Source organism: Pseudomonas sp. LBUM920 (assembly GCF_003852315.1).
Classification (GTDB): Bacteria; Pseudomonadota; Gammaproteobacteria; order Pseudomonadales; family Pseudomonadaceae; genus Aquipseudomonas.
In genome coordinates this window covers 6,211,424-6,232,822 of sequence record NZ_CP027762.1, presented here as the reverse complement: position 1 = coordinate 6,232,822, position 21,399 = coordinate 6,211,424, and the positions used below count along the sequence as shown (strand labels likewise).

Annotated in this window: 20 protein-coding genes; 11 read left to right on the top strand and 9 right to left on the bottom strand. The window is 59.3% G+C overall.

Going from position 1 to position 21,399, the window contains the following annotated elements; all coding sequences use genetic code 11:
• Positions 1-125: 125 nt before the first annotated feature.
• The 4 genes from C4J83_RS29030 (at position 126) to gcvH (ending at position 4,598) form a co-directional block, all read left to right on the top strand.
• On the top strand, positions 126-1,130 hold the full coding sequence (locus C4J83_RS29030; protein ID WP_124418709.1) for an extracellular solute-binding protein: 1,005 nt from the start codon (positions 126-128) through the stop codon (positions 1,128-1,130).
• A 176-nt stretch (positions 1,131-1,306) separates the two neighbouring features.
• Positions 1,307-2,923, top strand: coding sequence for an ABC transporter permease (locus C4J83_RS29025; protein ID WP_124418708.1), 1,617 nt, complete (start codon positions 1,307-1,309; stop codon positions 2,921-2,923).
• Between the two features lie 156 nt (positions 2,924-3,079).
• Positions 3,080-4,162: a glycine cleavage system aminomethyltransferase GcvT gene (gcvT, locus tag C4J83_RS29020; RefSeq protein WP_124418707.1), complete on the top strand. Its 1,083-nt coding sequence runs from the start codon at positions 3,080-3,082 to the stop codon at positions 4,160-4,162.
• A 52-nt stretch (positions 4,163-4,214) separates the two neighbouring features.
• Complete coding sequence (gene gcvH, locus C4J83_RS29015; protein ID WP_106575766.1) at positions 4,215-4,598, top strand: glycine cleavage system protein GcvH; 384 nt, start codon at positions 4,215-4,217, stop codon at positions 4,596-4,598.
• A gap of 145 nt (positions 4,599-4,743) precedes the next feature.
• Here the strand turns inward: gcvH and C4J83_RS29005 are convergent, their stop codons facing one another.
• The 7 genes from C4J83_RS29005 to C4J83_RS28975 all read right to left on the bottom strand — a co-directional run bounded on the left by C4J83_RS29005 (position 4,744) and on the right by C4J83_RS28975 (position 10,835).
• Positions 4,744-5,886, bottom strand: coding sequence for a DegT/DnrJ/EryC1/StrS family aminotransferase (locus tag C4J83_RS29005; protein ID WP_106575765.1), 1,143 nt, complete (start codon positions 5,884-5,886; stop codon positions 4,744-4,746).
• 155 nt (positions 5,887-6,041) lie between these two features.
• Positions 6,042-6,707 (bottom strand): outer membrane protein, encoded by a 666-nt coding sequence (locus C4J83_RS29000; protein ID WP_106575764.1) that lies wholly within the window; start codon positions 6,705-6,707, stop codon positions 6,042-6,044.
• A gap of 176 nt (positions 6,708-6,883) precedes the next feature.
• Entirely contained in the window at positions 6,884-7,198 is a 315-nt protein-coding gene (locus C4J83_RS28995) for a DUF2388 domain-containing protein (protein WP_003176799.1), read from the bottom strand.
• A gap of 69 nt (positions 7,199-7,267) precedes the next feature.
• The gene (locus tag C4J83_RS28990) at positions 7,268-7,714 is read right to left on the bottom strand and encodes an NfeD family protein (protein ID WP_106575763.1); all 447 of its coding nucleotides are present in this window, start codon (positions 7,712-7,714) and stop codon (positions 7,268-7,270) included.
• Between the two features lie 10 nt (positions 7,715-7,724).
• Positions 7,725-8,645: an SPFH domain-containing protein gene (locus C4J83_RS28985; RefSeq protein ID WP_024077991.1), complete on the bottom strand. Its 921-nt coding sequence runs from the start codon at positions 8,643-8,645 to the stop codon at positions 7,725-7,727.
• Positions 8,646-8,722: 77 nt separating this feature from the next.
• Positions 8,723-10,414, bottom strand: coding sequence for a GspE/PulE family protein (locus tag C4J83_RS28980; protein WP_124418706.1), 1,692 nt, complete (start codon positions 10,412-10,414; stop codon positions 8,723-8,725).
• Between the two features lie 82 nt (positions 10,415-10,496).
• The gene (locus C4J83_RS28975; RefSeq protein WP_124418705.1) at positions 10,497-10,835 is read right to left on the bottom strand and encodes an ACT-like domain-containing protein; all 339 of its coding nucleotides are present in this window, start codon (positions 10,833-10,835) and stop codon (positions 10,497-10,499) included.
• A 127-nt stretch (positions 10,836-10,962) separates the two neighbouring features.
• Between C4J83_RS28975 and C4J83_RS28970 the strand changes: the two genes are divergently transcribed.
• Entirely contained in the window at positions 10,963-11,433 is a 471-nt protein-coding gene (locus C4J83_RS28970; RefSeq protein WP_010167872.1) for an Lrp/AsnC family transcriptional regulator, read from the top strand.
• 111 nt (positions 11,434-11,544) lie between these two features.
• Here the strand turns inward: C4J83_RS28970 and C4J83_RS28960 are convergent, their stop codons facing one another.
• The gene (locus C4J83_RS28960; protein ID WP_119737333.1) at positions 11,545-12,912 is read right to left on the bottom strand and encodes a CYTH domain-containing protein; all 1,368 of its coding nucleotides are present in this window, start codon (positions 12,910-12,912) and stop codon (positions 11,545-11,547) included.
• Positions 12,913-13,070: 158 nt separating this feature from the next.
• Here C4J83_RS28960 and argE point away from each other — a divergent pair, with 158 nt between their 5' ends.
• Both argE and argA read left to right on the top strand, forming a co-directional pair.
• Positions 13,071-14,219 carry an acetylornithine deacetylase gene (gene argE / locus C4J83_RS28955; RefSeq protein WP_124418704.1) on the top strand — a complete coding sequence of 383 codons (1,149 nt, stop codon included), beginning with the start codon at positions 13,071-13,073 and terminating at the stop codon, positions 14,217-14,219.
• A gap of 133 nt (positions 14,220-14,352) precedes the next feature.
• Positions 14,353-15,651 carry an amino-acid N-acetyltransferase gene (argA, locus tag C4J83_RS28950; protein ID WP_119737335.1) on the top strand — a complete coding sequence of 433 codons (1,299 nt, stop codon included), beginning with the start codon at positions 14,353-14,355 and terminating at the stop codon, positions 15,649-15,651.
• Positions 15,652-15,782: 131 nt separating this feature from the next.
• Here argA and tauA read toward each other — a convergent pair whose 3' ends face one another.
• Entirely contained in the window at positions 15,783-16,769 is a 987-nt protein-coding gene (tauA, locus tag C4J83_RS28945; protein WP_124418703.1) for a taurine ABC transporter substrate-binding protein, read from the bottom strand.
• Between the two features lie 370 nt (positions 16,770-17,139).
• Between tauA and C4J83_RS28940 the strand changes: the two genes are divergently transcribed.
• From C4J83_RS28940 to C4J83_RS28925, 4 genes are all read left to right on the top strand, one after another.
• A complete protein-coding gene (locus C4J83_RS28940) occupies positions 17,140-18,498 on the top strand; it encodes an OprD family porin (protein ID WP_124418702.1) in 1,359 nt (452 codons plus the stop codon).
• A 274-nt stretch (positions 18,499-18,772) separates the two neighbouring features.
• Positions 18,773-19,411 carry a peroxiredoxin gene (locus C4J83_RS28935; protein ID WP_015886425.1) on the top strand — a complete coding sequence of 213 codons (639 nt, stop codon included), beginning with the start codon at positions 18,773-18,775 and terminating at the stop codon, positions 19,409-19,411.
• 316 nt (positions 19,412-19,727) lie between these two features.
• A complete protein-coding gene (gene ssuE / locus C4J83_RS28930) occupies positions 19,728-20,321 on the top strand; it encodes an NADPH-dependent FMN reductase (RefSeq protein WP_106575754.1) in 594 nt (197 codons plus the stop codon).
• Between the two features lie 94 nt (positions 20,322-20,415).
• Positions 20,416-21,384 carry a sulfonate ABC transporter substrate-binding protein gene (locus C4J83_RS28925; protein ID WP_119737339.1) on the top strand — a complete coding sequence of 323 codons (969 nt, stop codon included), beginning with the start codon at positions 20,416-20,418 and terminating at the stop codon, positions 21,382-21,384.
• Positions 21,385-21,399 lie beyond the last annotated feature (15 nt).

Sequence of the window (21,399 nt, the reverse complement as noted above, 5' to 3'; positions counted from 1 at the left end):
CCCGATGAGGCCAGCCCATCCAGCGCACATCCCAACTATGCAACATCTGGTAACGCCTCCAGCAAGCGCTACTAAATGTGAGTCCTTATCATTTGCCCTCTTTTTGCAAATGAGAGACCGCACCCATGTTGGCACCCAAGCGCCTCCTGACTGCCCTGGCACTCACCCTTATCGGCAGCACCACCGTGCAGGCAGCCGACGAAGTCGTGGTCTACTCCTCGCGCATCGACGAACTGATCAAACCGGTGTTTGACGCCTACACCCAGAAGACCGGCGTGCAGGTGAAGTTTATCACCGACAAGGAAGCCCCCTTGATGCAGCGGATCAAGGCCGAAGGCGAAAACGCCACGGCTGACCTGCTGCTCACCGTCGATGCCGGCAACCTCTGGCAAGCCGAACAGATGGGCATCCTGCAGCCGTTCACCTCTGCAGTGATCGACAAGAATATCCCCCTGCAATACCGCTCTTCCAACCATGCGTGGACCGGCTTGAGCCTGCGCGCGCGGACCATCGCCTATTCCACCGACCGGGTAAAGCCCAGTGACCTGACCACCTACGAAGCGCTGGCCGTCAAGCAATGGGAAGGGCGTCTGTGCCTACGCACGGCGAAGAAGGTCTACAACCAGTCGCTGACCGCCACGCTGATCGAAACCCATGGCGCGGCCAAGACCGAAGAAATCGTCAAGGGTTGGGTCAACAACCTGTCCACCGACGTGTTCTCCGATGACATCGCCGTGCTCGAAGCGATCAACGCCGGGCAGTGCGACGTAGGCATCGTCAACACCTACTACTACGGCCGCTTGCACAAGCAGAAACCGGACCTCGCGGTGAAGCTGTTCTGGCCGAACCAGGGCGACCGTGGCGTGCATGTGAACCTGTCGGGCATCGGCCTGACCAAACATGCGCCGCACCCGGAAGCCGCCAAGGCCTTGGTGGAATGGATGACCACGCCTGAGGCGCAGAAGATCTTTGCCGACGTGAACCAGGAGTTTCCGGCCAACCCCGCTGTGCCGCCATCGGCGGAAGTCGCAACCTGGGGCAAGTTCGTGGCCGATACCTTGCCGGTGGAGGTAGCCGGTAAACGTCAGGCTGAGGCCATTCGCCTGATGGATCGCGCGGGCTGGAACTGAGTACCGATCTAAATGTGGGAGCGGCCTTGTGTGGGAGCTGGCTTGCCTGCGATAGCATTACCTCGGTGTGACTGACGCACCGAGGTGCCTGCATCGCGGGCCAGCCCGCCCCCACACAACCCGCTCCCACAGTGTTAGCCGCGACTTCATAACCTTCATTTCCAGAGAGCTTTTCCTTGGCCCACCCCGCCCAACGTCGCTGGTACCTGCCGGTTTTCACCGTCGCCGCACTGGTGCTGTTGCCGCTGAGCGTGTTGTTGCTGTCCTGGCAGAGCATCGATCAACAGATCTGGTCGCACCTGTGGGAAACCCAGATGCCCCGCCTGCTGGGCAACACCCTGACATTGGTGTTGGGCGTTGGCGCCGGCGTGACGCTGTTGGGCGTAAGCCTGGCCTGGCTGACCAGCCTCTGCGAATTTCCGGGGCGGCGCTGGCTCGACTGGGCGTTGATGCTGCCCTTCGCGATTCCGGCCTACGTGCTGGCTTTTGTGTTTGTCGGCCTACTGGATTTCGCGGGGCCGGTGCAAACCCTGCTGCGCGAATGGTTCGGCAACGGCCTGCGCCTGCCACGCGTGCGCTCTACCAGCGGCGTGATCATCGTGCTGGTGCTGGTGTTCTATCCCTACGTCTACCTGTTGGCGCGCACTGCATTTTTGGCGCAGGGCAAAGGCCTTATGGAAGCGGCGCGGGTGCTCGGTCAATCGCCATGGCAAGCGTTCTGGCGTGTCGCATTGCCCATGGCGCGGCCGGCGATTGGTGCCGGCGTCGCCTTGGCATTGATGGAAACCCTGGCGGACTTCGGCGCGGTTTCGGTGTTCAACTTCGACACCTTCACTACGGCCATCTACAAGACCTGGTACGGCTTTTTCAGCCTTTCCAGCGCCGCCCAACTCGCCAGCCTGTTGCTTCTGGTGGTGATGCTGGTGCTGTACGGCGAACGACGTGCCCGAGGCGCCAGCCGCCCGAGTAATGAGCGACCCCGTGGCGAGGCGTTGTATCACCTGCGCGGTTTCAAAGCGGCGGCAGCCAGCACGTGGTGCGGCTTGGTGTTCGCCTGCGCCTTTGTCATCCCCATGCTGCAACTGGTCGCCTGGTTCTGGCAACGTGGCCGTTTCGACCTGGATGAGCGTTACAGCGGCTTGATCATCCATACCCTTTACCTGGGTGGCATCGCGGCACTGATTACGGTCAGCGTGGCGTTGATATTGGCCTTTGCCAATCGCCTGGCGCCTACGCGGGCGATTCGCTCCGGGATCAGCCTGGGTAATGTCGGCTATGCCTTGCCGGGCTCGGTGCTGGCCGTGTCGATCATGCTGGCGTTCAGCTACCTGGACCGTGAACTGGTGGTGCCATTGTCGAGTTGGCTCGGCGGCGCGGGCAAGCCTCTGTTGCTGGGCAGCCTGTCGGCGCTGGTGCTGGCGTATCTGGTGCGTTTCCTGGCAGTGGCCTACGGGCCGTTGGAAAACAGCCTGGCGCGAATCCGCCCTTCGTTGCCGGAAGCCGCGCGCAGCCTCGGCGTGAGCGGACCGCGACTGTTTTGCAAAGTGTATCTGCCGCTGTTGCTGCCGGGGACGTTGAGCGCGGCGCTGCTGGTGTTTGTCGATGTGCTCAAGGAAATGCCTGCGACCCTGCTGATGCGCCCGTTTGGCTGGGACACCCTGGCTGTACGAATTTTTGAAATGACCAGCGAAGGGGAGTGGGCGCGAGCCTCATTACCCGCACTCACGTTGGTGTTGGTGGGCCTGTTGCCGGTGATCGGCCTGATTCGACGCTCCGCCCGGCAAATCGGTTAGGTGCCAGTCCTACGGCTTGCGGCTACAATGCGCGGCATTCGGTGCGCTCCGTCCTTCGGATCGAGTCGCTGTGTGTCGCTGCAGGCCTTGTAGTCAGAGGTATTGAGCGCAAACAGCAGCTCTGTGCATCTTCGCCAATCCCGGAAGGAGAAACCCATGGGACAGCGTACGCCTCTGTATGACCTGCATCTCGCCCTCGGCGCGAAAATGGTCGATTTTGGCGGTTGGGATATGCCTCTGCACTACGGCTCGCAAGTTGAAGAGCACCATCAGGTGCGACGCGACTGCGGGGTGTTTGACGTATCTCATATGACCGTGATCGATGTCACAGGCCTTCAGGCCAAGGAATGGCTCCAGCACCTGCTGGCCAATGATGTCGATCGTTTGCATGGCTGCGGCCGTGCGCTTTACAGCGCCATGCTCAATGAGCAGGGCGGCGTGGTGGACGACATGATCGTTTACCGCACCGAGACCGGTTACCGGCTGGTGGTCAACGCCGCTACGCGTGATCAGGACATGGCCTGGATGCAAGCACAGCTGGGCGACTACGCGGCTCAGCTGCATGAGCGGCCAGAATTGGCGATGCTCGCCATTCAAGGCCCGCACGCCCGGCAGAAAATCGCCGAGCTGGTCACGCAAGCCCGCGGCACGCTTATCCACCAGCTCAAGCCCTTTGAAGGCCAGGCCGATGGCGATTGGTTTATCGCCCGCACGGGTTACACCGGCGAAGACGGCCTGGAAATTGTCCTGCCGGCCGAGCAGGCTCCGGGCTTTTTCAACGATCTGGTAGGGGCCGGTATCTCACCTATCGGCCTTGGCGCCCGCGATACGCTTCGCCTCGAAGCCGGCATGAACCTGTACGGCCAGGATATTCACCAGCATGTATCGCCTCTGGCGGCCAATATGGCCTGGAGCATCGCCTGGGAACCGGCTGAGCGTCAGTTCATCGGCCGCACTGCCCTTGAGGCGGAAAAGGCCGCAGGTGTGCAGTTCAAATTGGTCGGGCTGGTACTGGAAGAGCGTGGTGTTTTACGCGCTCATCAGGTGGTTCGTATCGCCAATGTTGGCGAAGGGGAGATAACCAGTGGTAGTTTCTCTCCTACGCTGAGCAAATCCATTGCCCTGGCGCGCGTACCGACGGCCACCACCGATCGGGCCGAAGTGGAAATCCGCGGCAAGTGGTACCCGGTTCGAGTGGTCAAACCGACCTTCGTGCGCCATGGCAAAACCTTGATCTAACTATTTCCGGCAGGCCTGAGGCCGCTGACATTTCTTCTTGAGGACACAGACTATGAGCGATATCCCTGCCGACCTGCGTTTTGCCGAAAGTCACGAGTGGGCCCGTCTGGAAGCCGACGGCACCGTGACCGTCGGTATCTCCGACCATGCTCAGGAAGCTTTGGGTGATGTGGTGTTCGTTGAGCTGGCTGAGGTGGGTGCCAACTTTGACGCTCAAGGCCAGGCTGGCGTCGTTGAGTCGGTGAAAGCTGCGTCAGATATCTACTCACCGGTTGCTGGCGAAGTGATCGCCGTCAACGAGGAACTGAGCGGCAGCCCTGAACTGTTGAACTCCGACCCGTATGGCGCCTGGATCTTCAAGCTCAAGCCAAGCAACCCGGCTGACTTGGAAAAACTGCTTGATGCCGCTGGCTACAAAGCGGCCATCGGCGAGTAAACGCAAGCCGTTGGAACAGCACAAATCAATGTGGGAGCTGGCTTGCCTGCGATAGCATCACTACGGTGTGATTGAATCACCGCGGTGCCGGCATCGCAGGCAAGCCAGCTCCCACAGTTGATTGCGGATAGCTGGCAGTTTGTTTTCAGCTCGCTTTCAGTACCGCTTTTACCGCCGCTACAGACCGCTCTACGTCCGCTTCTGTCATCGCCGTGAACATCGGCAACGATACGATCAAACGCCCAACACGCTCCGCCACCGGGAACATGCCTTCCTTGAAACCCTGCGCCCGATACAAGCTCAGCAGGTGGATTGGCGGGTAGTGATAGCCAATGCCGACGCCGTGGGCCTGCATTTGTTCCATGAACGTAGCGCGGGCGGGCAGACCGTCCTGACGCTCCGGCAGTACCAACTGGAACAGGTGCCAGTTGCTGTTTTCGAAATCAGCTGGCGGCAGTTGCGCGCCATATTGCGCTTCAAAGTCGCTGCCGAAGCACTTGAAGTAATGGCGTGCGAGGTTCTGGCGATGCGCAGTGATTTTCTCGATATGCGCAAACTGGCCCAGGCCGATAGCGGCGGCGATATCGGTCATGTTGAACTTGCCGCCCAGCACATCCACGTCCAGGCCATCGAAGCCGGTGCGGGTAACACCTTGCAGGCGATACTTTTCAGCCAGACGGGCTTCCTCGGCATTGTTCAACACCAAGCAACCGCCTTCGGAAGACGTGATGTTCTTGTTCGCCTGGAAGCTGAACGACACGAAGTCGCCGGTCGCGCCGATACGCTCGCCATCCCAGCTGGAACCCAATGCCTGGGCGGCGTCTTCGACAATGCGCAGGTTGTACTTGTTGGCCAGCGCGTAGAGCATCGGCATATCCAGGGGCAGGCCCGCCAGGTACACAGGAATGATCGCCTTGGTGCGCGGGGTGATCGCGGCTTCTACCTGAGCCAGGTCGATATTGCGGGTGACCGGGTCGATATCCGCAAATACCGGCGTGGCACCTACTTCCAGAATCACGTTGGCCGTGGCGACCCAGGAAATCGGCGTGGTGATCACTTCATCCCCAGGCCCGATGCCGGCGATGCGCAACGCGATCTCCATGGTGCAGGTGCCGGAATTGAAGGTACGCACCGGACGGCCGCCAAAGTATTCCGAGAGCTGCGCTTCGAACGCCTGCACTTTCGGCCCGCTGGTGATCCAGCCCGAGCGCAGTACATCGCCGACCGCCGAGATGGTCGCTTCGTCAATGGTAGGTTTGGAAAACGGCAGAAAGGGCTGTTGGCTCATAACGACGAAGGCATCCGTTTCAGATAGGCGATGAGTAAGAGAGGTATCAGTACCGCATGGTTGCACGGCTCGACTGAATATAGCCTGTCGTCGGTGAACGAATTGTCATGTGGCGCATAAAAATGCCGCTTGTCAGCGGCATTTTCTGTTGCAGGTCAGAATGAAACGCGAGCTTCAAGAAACACATTCTGCTCCTTGAGTTTGCCCTTGAGTTGTTCATCGCGGGCGTTTATCCGGTTAGCGAAGGTGTTGTAGCCGGTTTCGACCTTGCCCATGTCCACGTAACGCCAACCTGTGCCCAGAGTGACTTTTTCGCTGACCTTGGCCTCCAGGCCCAAGCCTGCGCTGTAGGCAAAGTTGTAGTGGCGGTTACTAGCGAACTGGCGGGTGGCATTGCTCTGGTATCCCGCGGCATCAATTTGCGCCATGCCGATACCGGCCATGGCGTAGAACGACAGCCAGTCATTGACCGCGATATTTTTATAGCCGTTGAGCATCACGCGCTGGCTGTCGACCTCCAGGCGGTTGACGTTGGCATTGAAGGGCGCCCAATAGGAGTCGAACGTCGAGCTGCTGCGCGTGGTGTATTCCCCTTCCAGGCGCCAGCCATCAGCAAAGGCGTAGCCTAGAGCCAGTGATCCAGTGAACGCTTTGTTACTGTCAGGGGCCTGCACGCGATCAGTGACGCGTGGGCTGGTCAATTGCGCACTGGAGAGGTTCTGACGGGCACTGTTGAGTTTTGCCGACCCGTACCAATTTTCTGCCTGAGCCAAAGGTGCAGCTAACGCAGAGAGAGCCAAAGCGTAAGCAAGTTTTTGCATGGGAGATGATTCACTTTATATAAGAGAATCTCAGTGTGGCGCTTGGTACTTTGGGGTTCGGCAGGAGTTTTCCGCTTTCAACGGGAAAAAGCAGAAGGTCTGGGCGGCGGCGGAGATCGTAGAGAAACGGGCATAAAAAATGCCGCTTAAAAAGCGGCATTTTTTATGGGCAGGTATTACTCGGTCACAGCATTTTTCGCGAGGATGGCGTTGGCCAACTCCATGTCCGTGGCTTGCAGGCCAGGGTTGTCGGCGCGAACTTTCTGCATGGCAGCTTCCAGGTAGGGGCCGCGGATGCCGCCGTCGCTGGCGACAAAGCTACCAGCGTCGTCTTGGGCGGCGACTACCAGCTTGTGGTCCTTGAAGGTCAGGTACGTCGAGCCGGTCGTGGCACCCGACGAGATGACATTGCGCCAGAAGCTGTCGGCCATGGCTGAACCGACAGGTAGGGAAAGCACAGCGAGGGTTGCGACAGCATATTTGAGACGCATGGTGGGTGACTCCGGGTGGGTTATCTGAACAGTTTGATTGTAGATAACCCAGGCGAGTTCCATCACTGACTAAACAGTTTCGACCTGTAAAACCACGCCATCCTGACCAATGACACGTACTTGAGCGCCGACGGGGCTGTCCGGCCCGGTTGCCATCCACACGCCATCGCCGACTTTTATCTTGCCTCGACCATCGACGATGGCTTGATGCACCACAAAGGTGCGGCCTACCAATTCCGAGCCGCGCATGTTCAGCCCCGGCTGGTCGCTTACCTTGGCGCTGCTGCGCTGGCGTTTCCACCAGTACACCGCTGTCAGGATCGACAACACGGCAAATAGCAGCAGTTGCCATTCCAGCCCGAGCGGTGGGATCAAAAACTTGATCACGCCCACAGCAGCGGCAGCGATCCCCATCCACAGCAGGTAGCCACCGGCGCCAAACACTTCAAGAATCAACAGCACCGTACCCAGCGCCAACCAATCCCAGAACGACAGATGCTGCAGGAAATCCCACATGGCGATTGCCTCAGCCTTTCTTGTTGTCGAAGGTTGCCTTGACGATCTCGCCGATACCACCGACGGCGCCAATCACCTGGCTGGCTTCCAGCGGCATCAGGATGACTTTGCTGTTGTTGGCCGACGCCAGCTTGCCCAGCGCATCGATGTATTTTTGCGCGACAAAGTAGTTGATGGCCTGCACGTTACCGGTGGCGATTGCTTCTGAAACCACCTGGGTTGCACGGGCCTCTGCTTCTGCCTGGCGTTCACGGGCTTCGGATTCGAGGAAGGCTGCCTGGCGTCCACCTTCGGCCTCAAGGATCTGCGCCTGCTTCTTGCCTTCGGCGGTCAGGATTGCCGATGCCCGCAGGCCTTCGGCTTCCAGGATCTGCGCGCGCTTGATTCGCTCGGCCTTCATCTGGCCGGACATGGCGGCCATCAGGTCGGCGGGCGGGCTGATGTCCTTGATCTCGATACGGGTGATCTTGATGCCCCACGGCGCCGTGGCTTCGTCCACGGTGCGCAGCAGTTTTTCGTTGATGCCGTCACGCTGGCTAAGCATCGCGTCCAGCTCCATGGAGCCGAGCACGGTACGGATATTGGTTTGCAGCAGGTTACGGATGGCATGCTCGAGGTTATTGACCTCGTAGGCGGCCTGGGCGGTGTTGACCACCTGGAAGAAGCACACGGCGTCGATCTGCACGGTGGCGTTGTCGGCGGTGATCACTTCCTGGGGCGGGATATCCAGCACGCTTTCCATCACGTTGATCTTGCGACCGATGCGGTCCATGACCGGGATGATGATGTTGAGGCCAGGTTTAAGGGTGTTGGTGTAGCGGCCGAAACGCTCGACCGTCCACTGGTAACCCTGAGGCACCACCTTGAAACCCATGAAAAGGATGGCCACGGCCAACCCCACGAAAAGAAGCAGTACGGTTCCGATCTGCATAGCGATTCCCTATCTGATGGTGTCAGTGAAGCGACGTGCGGCCGATTGTAACGGTCTGCTCACTGATAAGGACGGTTTCAGGGTGCAACAAGCAAATCATTTGTTTCTGAATCCCCAGGCGTTACCCGTAATACTTCTGCCATCGTTGTCAGCCCGGCATTCACTTTGTCGATGCCACTCATCCGCAGGCTGCGCATGCCTTGGCTGCGTGATGCCCGACCTAAAGCCTGCACGTCGGCGCCGGGTGTAATCAGCGCCTTGAGCTTCTCGTCCATCACCATGATTTCGTAGAGCCCGGCCCGGCCTCGATAACCACTATCACGACAGTCCGCGCAGCCGACCGCTTCATGGGTATTGCCCTGCCCAGTCACCCCACGTTTGCAGTGAGGGCATAAAAGCCGCACCAAGCGCTGCGCCATCACGCCTATCAGCGTAGCTTTGATCAAATAATGAGCAATGCCTAGTTCCTGCAAACGGCTGATAGCGCTGGGTGCGTCGTTGGTGTGCAGGGTCGACAGCACCAGGTGCCCGGTGAGCGCGGCCTGGATGGCCATTTCTGCAGTTTCCTGATCGCGAATCTCGCCGATCATGATGATGTCCGGGTCCTGGCGCAGCAGTGCGCGAACACCGCTGGCGAAGGTCAGGTCGATGTTGTGCTGCACTTGCATCTGGTTAAAGGCGGGTTCCACCATTTCTATCGGGTCTTCTACCGTGCACAGGTTGACCTCGCGGGTCGCCAGTTGCTTGAGCGTGGCGTAGAGCGTGCTGGTCTTGCCTGAGCCGGTAGGCCCGGTGACCAGGATGATGCCGTTGGCCTGGCCGGCCATGGCATGCCAGCGTTGCTGATCATCGGCAGACAAACCCAACTGGTCAAAATCCTTGAGCAGGACGTGCGGGTCGAAAATTCGCATCACCAGTTTTTCGCCAAACGCTGTCGGCAGTGTTGAGAGGCGCAACTCCACTTCGATACCCGCCGGGCTCTTGGTCTTGACCCGGCCGTCCTGGGGTTTGCGTTTTTCCGCCACATTCATTCGGCCCAGACTTTTCAGGCGGCTGACCACCGCCATGGTGACCTGGGGTGGAAATTGATAGACGTCATGCAGCAGCCCGTCGATGCGAAAACGCACGCGGCCCTGGTCGCGGCAGGGTTCGATATGGATATCACTGGCTCGCTGGCCGAAGGCGTACTGCAACAGCCAGTCGACGATGTTGACGATATGCGCGTCATTGGCGTCCGGCTCCTGATCACCGGTGCCGAGGTTGAGCAGTTCGAAGTTGCCAGCCACTGCGACTTTTTGATCGGCGCCGCTGACGGACTTTGCCAGCCGGTAAAAGTCACCGATACAGCGCTGAATCTCTCGGGGGTTGGCGACCACGCGCCTGATCGAGCGCTTGAGCACCTGTGCCAAACCGGCCTCCCATCCACGGATATGCGGCTGGGCGCTGGCGACGGTGACGGTCTGCGCATCCACCGCCACCGCAAGGATGGCGTGGCGCTGCGCGAATGCGTGGGACATCAACGGCACCACCGCCGCCACGTCGATCTTCAGCGGGTCGATACGCAGATAAGGTTGCCCGACATGCCCGGCAAGCCATTGAGTCAACGTTTCGAGGCAATGCCCTTCAGCCGCGATGCTTTCCAACGGATGTTGAGTAGCGGGTGCTGCCGCTGACCTTTGCGCCTCGTGCGCTGTAATCAGCCCCTGCTCGACCAATGCAGGTAACAGTTGATGCAGTTCCAATCGCTGATCGTGCAAGGCGGCGAGCATGAAGATTTCCTGAGTGACGTCGGGCGTGATCTCAGGCTAGCCATCCTCTGAACACTCACCGCTCGGGGTGTGTTGCAGGCTTTTACTGATTGGCCGCCGCCACCGCTTGAGGCCGCACGGAATCGGCCTGCCACACCTCCAGCGAGCACACGCTGATCAGGTTTCGAATCTTTTCACCGATCACCTGGGCGCGGTGCCAGCTCAGACCGTTCATCACGATATCAATGCTCAGCAGATCGTCGTCACGGCTCACATTGACCTGTTGCGGCGTCAGGAACTGCAGCGCGAAGTAATTGAGTACCCGGCACAGCAGGTCCGGTTCTGCCTCGGCGGTGATCTGATAATGCGCTTGGCAGTGGGCGCTGTTGACGGCCCATGCATCGATACGCGTAGCGGGGAAGGTGGTTTCGACGGCGTGCATGCTGACTCTCCAGATTCGACTGGAGAAATTTTTACATTCGCGTGCGGAGATTTCTTATCTAAGATGCGGCTTATTGGTGAGAAAAAGACTCACGTAATTCAGGCTTAGCGCCTTCAGAGGTATTTTTATGCACAGTGAGTTGGACGTCTACGACCGCCGCATTCTTGCCCTGCTGCAAGAGGACGCCTCGCTTTCCAGCGCGCAGATCGCCGAGCAGGTGGGTCTCTCGCAGTCGCCATGCTGGCGGCGCATTCAACGGCTTAAAGAGGAGGGCGTGATTCGCGGCCAGGTCACGCTGCTGGACCGCAAGAAGATCGGTCTCAACACGCAGATTTTCGCCGAGGTCAAACTCAATGCCCATGGACGGTCCAACTTCACCGAATTCACCGAAGCGATTCGCGGGTTTCCGGAAGTCCTGGAGTGCTATGTGCTGATGGGGGCGGTGGATTTTCTGCTGCGCATCGTTACCTCTGACATCGAGGCGTATGAGCGGTTTTTCTTCGAGAAGCTGTCGATGGTGCCGGGGATTCAGGAGGTGAATTCGATTGTGGCCCTGTCGGAGATCAAGTCCACCACCAGCCTGCCAGTGCTGCGCTGACGGTGGGAGCGCGCTTGTTCGCGAATGCGGTGTGTCAGCTACTAAAGAAGTCGACTGATCCAGCGCTTTCGCGAGCAAGCCCGCGCCCACATTTGACCCAGCGGCCTGGTATTACAGGCGCAGCAAAGTCTTCCACGCACGGTTCTGATACACCGCAATCGCCTGATGCATACGCGCATCCAGCGACTCGTCGGTAATCGGCTGATTAGCCAGTACCGCCAGCTTGTTCAGCTCACCGTACAAACGGTCCAGTTCCGGAATGTCTACCACCTGACGTGCGTGGTGCAGCCAGGCCTGGATGCGTTCGATGCGCGGCAGCTGCTCGGCCAGGTCTTCCGGTTGTTGCTGGTAACGCGACAGTTGCAGGGCAACGGCGTCGTCAGCCAGCAGGCGCGGCAGCCAGTTGGTGATTTGCGCAGCGCCCTGGCGGTTGCCACGTACGTTGCGGTCGGCGGTCCAGGTGCGGGCCAGCAGCCAGCGCGAGGTGTTCAGCGAGAACAAGCCCCAACGCACGTCTTGCAGCTCTTCAACAAACTGTTCAGGTGCGGCTTTGCGGATGTCTTCATCGTCGTCACCGGCCTGCACCAGTGGGCGCCAGTCTTCCAGCAATGCATCGAGTGCGCTGCGCAGCTCGCTGGTGGATTGACGCGGAGCGGCCTGGCCGAGGCTGCCGATCAGCGCGCGCAGTTCACCGAGGTTTTCGACCCAGTCCTGCAGCAAGCGCCAGTGACCATTGAAGCGATATTGCTCGGCCAGGCGCTGGCTGCTGCCCAACAGGTGCCACATGATCGCGGCGAAGGCGTCGTCCAGCGGCATTTCGGCGTGGATCTGCGGTGCAGGCAGGCTCAGCGAGTAGCTGCTGGCGTCATATAGACGGTAGCCGCGCTCGGCCTTGCTGATATCACACGGCATCAGCGCCAGGGTGGCGGCCAGTTCGGCAGCCAGTTCCAGCAGGGCGGCCGGTTCACCTTCGCGCAGTTCCAGTTCCAGCTCGCAGATTTCTTCTTTCTGCTTGCCGACCACCACGTGGCCCAGGTCCAGGGCGGCTTCGATCACGACCTTGGCCTTGCCACGGCCCCAGGCGATTTCGGCACGTTCGCGCACAAAATCGGTGGTGAAAATCGGCTTGAGGGTCTTTTTGTCCAACTCGGCCAGTTGCTCGGGCCAGCATTCGCCGTCGAGCTTCTTCACGTCGAGCTTGGCTTTGGGCAGGTCCCAGTTGTACTCATTGCGTTCCGACAAGCCGGCGACGCTTTGGCCACGGGTCTTGAGGGTCTGGATGATTTCGTCACCATCCTTGCGCAAACGCAGGGCGACTTTGGCCTGGGCCAGGTCGCGCTCGGGGGTGTCGAAATACTGGTTCATCAACTCACGGCGTTCCCAGCCACTTTTGTTGCGTTTTTTCAGTAGCGGGTGCTCACGCAGCGCGGCGAGTGTTTCGCGGCTGACGCGGAGCTTGATTTCGGTTTCTTTCTGCATGGCCGGAAAATCCAGGATCGGGAGCGCAGCCGGGGAAAAGAGTGGCTGCCAAGGTCGTGCAGTGTACAGGACTGAGCCCGGCAACGCGCCGCAACGGTTTATTGTGGCGTGCAGATGGTTCTATAGTGGGGCTCATCCGGGAAGTTGAGAGGCCGCGCATGCCGTTACCGTCCATGAAAGAGCAATTCGCCGCATTGATTGCCGCGCCGTCGGTCAGTTGCACCCAAGCGTCTCTCGACCAGACCAACCGCCCGGTGATCGACCTGCTCGCCGGGTGGCTGGGCGACCTGGGTTTTTCCATCGACATCCAGCAAGTCAGTTCGGGCAAATTCAACCTGCTCGCCAGTTTCGGCAGTGGCCCCGGCGGCCTGGTGTTGGCTGGCCATAGCGATACCGTTCCCTACGACGCCGCGCTGTGGAAGACCGATCCGCTCAAGTTGACGGAAGTTGACGGCCGCTGGGTAGGACTGGGCAGTTGTGACATGAAGGGCTTTTTTGCGCTGGCCATTGAAGCCGTGCTGCCGTTGCTGGACCAGCCGTTCAAACAACCGCTGCTGATCCTCGCGACCTGCGATGAAGAGAGCTCGATGTCCGGCGCCCGCGCACTGGCCGAGGCCGGGCGCCCCCTGGGCCGCGCGGCGGTGATTGGCGAACCGACGGGCCTCAAGCCCATCCGCCTGCACAAGGGCGTGATGATGGAACGCATCGACATCCTTGGCCAAAGCGGCCATTCGTCAGACCCAAGCCTGGGCCACAGTGCTCTGGAAGCCATGCACGATGCCATCGGCGAGCTGCGCGGCCTGCGCCTGGCCTGGCAGCGCGAGTACCGCAATCCGCAATTCAGCGTGCCGCAGCCGACCATGAATTTTGGTTGCATCCACGGCGGCGACAACCCCAACCGTATCTGCGGCCAATGTTCCCTGGAGTTCGACCTGCGGCCCCTGCCGGGCATGGACCCCAAGGTGCTGCGCGACGCTATCCGGCAAAAGCTCGAACCCCTGGCCGAGCGCCATAAGGTCAAGATCGACTACGCGCCGTTGTTCCCCGAAGTGCCGCCGTTCGAGCAGGCCGAAGACGCCGAGCTGGTGCGGGTGGCGGAACGATTGACCGGTCATCGTGCCGAAGCAGTAGCGTTCGGCACCGAAGCGCCTTATCTTCAGCGCCTTGGGTGCGAAACCCTGGTGCTCGGCCCTGGCGATATCGCCTGCGCCCACCAGCCGGGCGAGTACCTCGAAATGTCACGCTTGACGCCTACAGTGCGTCTATTGCGGGAACTGATCGACCATTACTGCCTGAAACCTGCATAAATTAACCCCCGCCCATTCGTACATAAGGAGAGCGAGCGTGTCGCCAAGCCTGTTCCGACGATAACCATCAGCCCGCTGTGCGCTTTTATGTTTCATCCTTTTTTGGCTGCTTTTTATTACAGGCCCAGGTTTTATGCCCGAATACGTCAATTGGCTTCGTCACGCTTCGCCCTACATCAACGCCCACCGCGACTGCACCTTTGTGGTCATGCTGCCCGGCGATGGTGTGGAACACCCCAACTTCGGCAATATCGTCCACGACCTGGTGCTGCTCCATAGCCTGGGTGTGCGGCTGGTATTGGTTCATGGGTCGCGCCCACAAATCGAAGCGCGTCTTGAAGCGCGCGGCCTCACCCCGGCTTACCACGAAGGCCTGCGCATCACGGATGCCGCGACGCTGGAGTGCGTAATCGACGCGGTCGGCCACCTGCGTATTGCTATCGAAGCACGCCTGTCGATGGACATGGCCTCCTCGCCGATGCAGGGCTCGCGCCTGCGCGTCGCCAGCGGCAACCTGGTTACGGCGCGGCCGATCGGAGTGCTTGAAGGTGTGGATTACCACCACACCGGCGAAGTGCGCCGGGTCGACCGCAAGGGCATCAACCGCCTGCTGGACGAGCGCTCCATCGTGTTGCTGTCGCCGTTGGGTTACTCACCGACCGGGGAAATCTTCAACCTGGCCTGCGAAGACGTCGCCACCCGCGCCGCCATCGACCTGGGCGCCGACAAGCTGCTGCTGTTTGGCGCCGATCTGGGCCTGATCGACGAACATGGTCGCCTGGTCCGCGAGCTGCGTCCGCAGCAAGTGCCGGCGCACCTGCAGCGCCTGGGCAGCAACTATCAAGCTGAACTGTTGGACGCTGCCGCCGAAGCGTGCCGTGGCGGAGTAGGGCGCAGCCATATCGTCAGCTACGCCGAAGATGGCGCGTTGCTCACCGAGCTGTTCACCCGGGACGGCGGCGGTACGCTGGTGGCCCAGGAGCAATTCGAACAAGTGCGCGAGGCGGCGATTGAGGATGTGGGCGGTCTGCTCGACCTGATCAGCCCGCTGGAAGAGCAGGGCATTCTGGTGCGGCGTTCGCGGGAAGTGCTGGAGCGTGAGATCGAGCAGTTCAGCGTGGTTGAGCGCGAAGGCATGATCATCGCCTGTGCGGCGCTGTATCAGATCGCGGATTCGGATGCAGGGGAGCTGGCGTGTCTGGCGGTCAACCCGGAATATCGTCACGGCGCACGCGGTGACGTGTTGCTGGAGCGCATCGAGACCCGTGCGCGGGCGCAGGGTTTGAAGACGCTGTTTGTGCTCACCACGCGAACCGCACACTGGTTTCGCGAGCGGGGGTTTGTGCCGAGCAGCGTCGACCGCCTGCCGTCAGCGCGGGCGTCGCTGTACAACTATCAGCGTAACTCGAAGATTTTCGAGAAGGCCCTGTAAGCCCGATTTTGGAACTCAAGCAGGTCCAAGTGTGGGAGCGGACTTGCTCGCGAAGGCGGAGTGTCAGTCACTGAATGTGTTGACTGATCCAGCGCTTTCGCGAGCAAGCCCGCTCGCGCATTTGATCGCGTTTAGTCTTTGATGAATTTGTCGGTCACGAAAGCCGAGTAGTCCGGCAACACCGCTTCAACCTTCCCCTGTTCCTTCAAAAACTTTGCCGTTTCCCCAATCGCCTTCGCCGTGCCCCCTTTAAGCAGGGCATCGGTTTGCTGCGCCTGCGCGTCCGGGAAAGTGCTGCCGGCCAAAAGCTCGGGAATATCGGCGGCATTAGAACCTGTCAGTTTGGCGATTTTCTGCACCGGCTCTGAATCCACCGTCCAGCTGTCTTTATGGGCGGCGTAGTCGGCGAATGCATCCAGCGTGACCTTGGCAAACTTGGCCACTGTGTCAGGATGTTTTTCCGCGAAATCCTTGCGTGCCACCCACACCTCAAACGTCGGTGCACCCCACTGACCCACCTGAGCGGCGTCTGTCAGGGTTTTTCCGGTCTTGCGGATTTCCCCCAGCGCCGGTGACCACACGAACGCGCCGTCGATATCGCCCCGTTTCCACGCGGCCGCAATTTCGGCGGGCTGCAGGTTCACTACTTTGACTTGTTTGGTGTCCAGCCCCCAATGCTTCAGCGCGCCGAGCAGGCTGTAATGAGAGGTTGAGACGAAGGGCGTAGCGATGGTTTTACCGATCAGGTCCTGCGGTTTGTCGATACCACTGCCATTGCGCACCACCAGGGCTTCAGAAGCATTGATCTGCGCCGATACGATAAAGGCCACGATGGGTAGATTGCGTGAAGCCGCCGCTGCGAGGGGGCTGGAACCGAGGTTGCCGATTTGCACATCGCCCGATGCAATCGCGGTTACGACGTCGGGCCCACTGTTGAAACGGCGCCAGGCAATCTTCTCGCCGAGGGCTTTTTCATAGAGGCCGTCGGCCTGTGGGACTTTGCTGGGGTCGATACCGGTCTGGTAGCCGATGGTTAAATCGGCCGCTTTGACACCAAAAGAAAGTATTAGTGACACAAAAACTGTAACAAATTGACGGGAGGATGTGCGTTTGGCCATGATGGCGTCGCCTTTTTGATCGTGGGTGACGTATGCAACTGAACGTCCACACTAATCGATCTAAAAAAAGGCTAGTAAATACCCTTTAGGAATTAGCTTATGAAGCGGTTGATCTATGCTGATCGGCTCGCGTCATGGAAGGGCTTATTCCTGGATGGTATGAAAAAGAATGAAACAATTCTTTTTGGGTGTATGAAAAACTCATTACCCTGCAGGGACCAAATTAACTGCGGCTAGACGAAGGTAGTAGACACACAAGGTTACGATTGACTTGTCGGTCACTATCTGGCGCTAATCGCGCATCTGTGGATCGAGGGCGTCAGACCCGAGACCAAAGAAATACAAAAATTAGAAATGAGAGGAGCGGTACATGAAGAAGTCAACATTGGCGTTGGCCGTGGCTGTCGCTGCGATTGCCCAACAGGTAAACGCCGCCGGTTTCATCGACGACAGCAAAGTAACACTGGGTCTGCGTAACTTTTACATCAACACCGACAACCGTGATTTGAAGCCTTCGGCGACCTCGAACACCCGCAGCAAGAACGCTGAATGGGGCCAAGGTTTTGACCTGCGTTTCATCTCCGGCTTCACCGAAGGGACCGTTGGTTTCGGCCTTGATGCGATCGGCCTGTACGGTGTGCGTCTGGATTCCAGCCGTGCCGACCACGGTAACTACACGGGCACCGCGTCTGGCGGCACCGTGTTCCCAAGCGATGGCAACAAAGCTGTCAACGATTTCGCCAGCCTGGGTGTGACCGGTAAGGTCAAGGTTTCCCAGACCGTGCTGAAAATCGGCACCCTGCAGCCAAACAACCCGGTCATCAAGACCAACGACGGTCGTTTGCTGCCGCAAACATTCCAGGGTGGCGAGATCTCCTCGAACGAGATCAAGGACCTGACCCTGACTGCTGGTCAGATCGAGCACGCCAAGGGCCGTAACTCCAGCAACAACGAAGGCCTGTCGCTGGCGGGTGCCAACGGTAGCTCGAACTATGACGCTGGCAACTTCGTCAACAAGTTCTACTACGCCGGTGCTGACTACAAAATCACCAAAGATCTGACTGCTTCGTACTACTACGGTGAGCTGAAAGACTTCTACGCGCAGAACTTCCTGGGCTTGGTCCACAACTGGGCTATCGGTCCTGGCGTGCTGAAAAGTGACCTGCGTTACTACCGCAGCCGCGACAACGGCGCCAACGGCAACGAAGCGGGCTATTACACCTCGGGTTACTACTCGGATCACCCGACCAACGCCACCAAGGTTAAAGGCAAGGTCGATAACGATCTGTACAGCTACCTGGCGTTGTACTCGGTTGCCGGTCACACCTTCGGCGGTGGCTACCAGTACACCAAGGGCGACAGCGACTTCCCTTGGCTGAACCAAGGTGATGGTTCTTCGAACAGCACCACCACCGACATGCAAATCCAGAAGTTTGCCCGTGCTGGCGAACGCACCTGGCAAGCTCGCTACGCGTATGACTTCGCCAAGGTTGGCCTGCCAGGCCTGACTGCTGGTGTTGTGTACCTCAAAGGCAGCAACATCCAGACCACCGCCGGCGATAAAACCGAGTGGGAACGCGACCTGACTCTGGCTTACGTTGTTCCAGAAGGTCCGCTGAAAAACCTCGGCGTCGCTTGGAAAAACGCTATGTGGCGTACCGACCTGGTCAACACCCGTGCCCAGGACGAAAACCGTGTAATCGTTAGCTATAGCTACGCGTTCAAGTAAGAGCGTAAAACCTTGCCCGGCGTAACGCCGGGCAGGGTGACTTACTGTTCAAGTCGGGCTCAACCCCCGCAAGCCCTTCCTGAATCCCCTCTTTGTACAGCGTCTCAAGGCCTTCTCGAACCTTGTGATGGATGTTGATCCTCGGCCTTTGTCGCGTCCAATGAATTGATTTTTAATATTCGTTTATCGTCTAAATAAATCGATATTTATTCTTTTTAAATAATCTTCAACCCATGCACAGTGGGCTCCATAAGCACTCACCAGGAGCCACACCATGAGCCTAAGACTGGGCGACATCGCCCCCGACTTCGAACAGGATTCCAGCGCCGGCAAGATTCGTTTCCACGAATGGTTGGGCGATAGCTGGGGCGTGCTGTTTTCCCATCCGGCGGACTTCACCCCGGTGTGCACCACCGAGCTTGGCTTTACCGCCAAGCTCAAGGACGAATTCGCCCAGCGCGGCGTCAAGGCCATTGCCCTGTCGGTCGACCCGGTGGACTCGCACCACAAGTGGATCGAAGACATCAATGAAACCCAGAACACGGTCGTCAACTTCCCGATCCTGGCCGATGCCGATCGTAAAGTGTCGGACCTGTACGACCTGATCCACCCGAACGCAAGTGACACCCTCACCGTGCGCTCCTTGTTTGTGATCGACCCGAACAAGAAAATCCGCCTGACGATTACCTACCCGGCCAGCACCGGCCGCAATTTCCACGAAATCCTGCGGGTCATCGACTCGCTGCAGCTGACTGACAACCACAAGGTCGCCACCCCCGCCAACTGGCAGGACGGCGATGAGGTGGTGATTGTGCCGTCGCTCAAGGACGAGGAAGAGATCAAGAAACGCTTTCCCAAGGGCTATCGCGCAGTGAAGCCGTACCTGCGCCTCACCCCACAGCCCAACCGTTAACACGCAACCCAATGTGGGAGCGGGCTTGCCCGCGAATGCTGGCTTTCAGTTGATGCATCTTTGAGTGACACACCGCCTTCGCGAGCAAGCCCGCTCCCACAGTTCAACGCATTTGCAGTCTCACATAGCAGGGGTTTTCAGGCCGTTTCGACGGCCTTTTTTTTCGCCCCAGGATTTATAAAGTACATATGCATTTATAGAATAAACAAATGAAAAAATAAGATTTAAAGATATATAAATATACTGATAGGGTCTGTCCCATCTTGGCGCCATCGCCACACAGCGAACCGCCGACACTTGCTCAAGGAATACCTGCATGCTGGTCGTAACACTTGGAGGCAGTCCCAGCCAACGTTCCCGCTCCGGGGTCTTGCTGGAAAAAACTCGTCAGTGGCTGCAAGACAAAGGCGTGGAAGTGGTGAGTTATCAGATACGGGACTTCCCGGCCGAAGACTTGCTGCATGCACGCTTCGACAGCCCCAAGGTCATCGACCTGCTGCAACAGGTCGCCAACGCCGACGGCCTGGTCATTGCCACCCCGGTGTACAAAGCCTCGTTCTCCGGCGCGTTGAAAACCGTGCTGGATCTGCTGCCCGAACGCGCCCTGGCCCACAAGATCGTATTGCCCATGGCCACGGGCGGCAGCATCGCGCACATGCTGGCGGTGGACTACGCGCTGAAGCCCGTGCTGTCGGCCCTCAAGGCCCAGGAATTGCTCCACGGCATTTTTGCCGAGGACAGCCAGATCGCTTATGCCGAAGGCAGCGCCCAAGCGCAGCTGGTGCCCGTGCTTGAACAGCGTTTGCACGAGGCCCTGGAGACCTTCTATAGCGCCATGGCCCGTCGCCCCAAACCGCTGGACCCTAATGTGTTGAATGAACGTTTGTTGAGTGCTCGCTGGAGCATTTAAGCCTGACCCGATTGTTGTAGTACTCACCTTACTCAGCCGCCAACGGCCAAGCAGGTGCAGCCAACCCCCTCATCGCATTTTTGGAGAGAGCGCCATGCGCACTGTCATCTTGCGTCGTGGTCTGGTCGCACTGTTTGTTGCGGCTGTGTCCTTCGGCGCCATGGTTCAAGCCCAAGCCGCCGAAACCCTGCGGATCGGCTATCAGAAGTACGGCACGCTGGTGCTGCTCAAAGCCAAGGGCACCCTGGAAAAACGCCTGGCCGCCCAAGGCGTGCAGGTGCAATGGACTGAGTTCCCCGGTGGCCCGCAACTGCTCGAAGGCCTGAACGTCGGCTCCATCGACTTCGGCGTCACCGGCGAAACCCCGCCGGTCTTCGCCCAGGCGGCCGGTGCCGATCTGCTCTACGTGGCTTACGAGCCGCCAGCGCCGACCAGTGAAGCGATCCTGGTGCCGAAAGACTCGCCGATCAAATCCGTGGCCGAGCTCAAGGGCAAGAAAATCGTGCTCAATAAAGGCTCCAACGTGCACTACCTGCTGGTGCGTGCACTGGAAGATGCCGGCCTGAAATACACCGACGTGCAGACCGTGTTCCTGCCGCCCGCCGATGCCCGTGCCGCGTTCGAGCGTGGCAGTGTCGACGCCTGGGTGATCTGGGACCCGTACCAGGCTGCTGCCGAGAAACAACTGCAGGCACGCACCCTGCGTGACGGCACCGGCATTGCCGACAACCACCAGTTCTACCTGGCGACCAAGCCCTATGCCACGCAGCACCCTGAAGTGATCAAGGCGCTGGTGGAGGAAGTGCGCGCAGTGGGCGAATGGTCCAAGGCCAACCCGCAGGAAGTCACCGAACAAGTTGCACCGCTGCTTGGCCTGCCGGCTGACATCACCCTGACCTCGGTGAAGCGCCAAGGCTACGGCGCGCTGTTCCTGACCCCGGACGTGGTCGCCGCTCAGCAGAAAATCGCCGACAGCTTCTACCAGCTCAAACTGATCCCCAAACCCTTGAACATCAAGGACGTGATCTGGACGCCACCCGCCGCCGTTGCCACAGCGCCGTAATCCGATTTCTTCAGG

Bases quoted from the DNA above. Each gene is read 5' to 3' on its own strand.
- C4J83_RS29030 (WP_124418709.1), top strand. From the start codon at position 126: ATGTTGGCACCCAAGCGCCTCCTGACTGCCCTGGCACTCACCCTTATC.
- gcvT (WP_124418707.1), top strand. From the start codon at position 3,080: ATGGGACAGCGTACGCCTCTGTATGACCTGCATCTCGCCCTCGGCGCG.
- gcvH (WP_106575766.1), top strand. From the start codon at position 4,215: ATGAGCGATATCCCTGCCGACCTGCGTTTTGCCGAAAGTCACGAGTGG.
- C4J83_RS29005 (WP_106575765.1), bottom strand. From the start codon at position 5,886: ATGAGCCAACAGCCCTTTCTGCCGTTTTCCAAACCTACCATTGACGAA.
- C4J83_RS29000 (WP_106575764.1), bottom strand. From the start codon at position 6,707: ATGCAAAAACTTGCTTACGCTTTGGCTCTCTCTGCGTTAGCTGCACCT.
- C4J83_RS28995 (WP_003176799.1), bottom strand. From the start codon at position 7,198: ATGCGTCTCAAATATGCTGTCGCAACCCTCGCTGTGCTTTCCCTACCT.
- C4J83_RS28990 (WP_106575763.1), bottom strand. From the start codon at position 7,714: ATGTGGGATTTCCTGCAGCATCTGTCGTTCTGGGATTGGTTGGCGCTG.
- C4J83_RS28985 (WP_024077991.1), bottom strand. From the start codon at position 8,645: ATGCAGATCGGAACCGTACTGCTTCTTTTCGTGGGGTTGGCCGTGGCC.
- C4J83_RS28980 (WP_124418706.1), bottom strand. From the start codon at position 10,414: ATGCTCGCCGCCTTGCACGATCAGCGATTGGAACTGCATCAACTGTTA.
- C4J83_RS28975 (WP_124418705.1), bottom strand. From the start codon at position 10,835: ATGCACGCCGTCGAAACCACCTTCCCCGCTACGCGTATCGATGCATGG.
- C4J83_RS28970 (WP_010167872.1), top strand. From the start codon at position 10,963: ATGCACAGTGAGTTGGACGTCTACGACCGCCGCATTCTTGCCCTGCTG.
- C4J83_RS28960 (WP_119737333.1), bottom strand. From the start codon at position 12,912: ATGCAGAAAGAAACCGAAATCAAGCTCCGCGTCAGCCGCGAAACACTC.
- argE (WP_124418704.1), top strand. From the start codon at position 13,071: ATGCCGTTACCGTCCATGAAAGAGCAATTCGCCGCATTGATTGCCGCG.
- argA (WP_119737335.1), top strand. From the start codon at position 14,353: ATGCCCGAATACGTCAATTGGCTTCGTCACGCTTCGCCCTACATCAAC.
- tauA (WP_124418703.1), bottom strand. From the start codon at position 16,769: ATGGCCAAACGCACATCCTCCCGTCAATTTGTTACAGTTTTTGTGTCA.
- C4J83_RS28940 (WP_124418702.1), top strand. From the start codon at position 17,140: ATGAAGAAGTCAACATTGGCGTTGGCCGTGGCTGTCGCTGCGATTGCC.
- C4J83_RS28935 (WP_015886425.1), top strand. From the start codon at position 18,773: ATGAGCCTAAGACTGGGCGACATCGCCCCCGACTTCGAACAGGATTCC.
- ssuE (WP_106575754.1), top strand. From the start codon at position 19,728: ATGCTGGTCGTAACACTTGGAGGCAGTCCCAGCCAACGTTCCCGCTCC.
- C4J83_RS28925 (WP_119737339.1), top strand. From the start codon at position 20,416: ATGCGCACTGTCATCTTGCGTCGTGGTCTGGTCGCACTGTTTGTTGCG.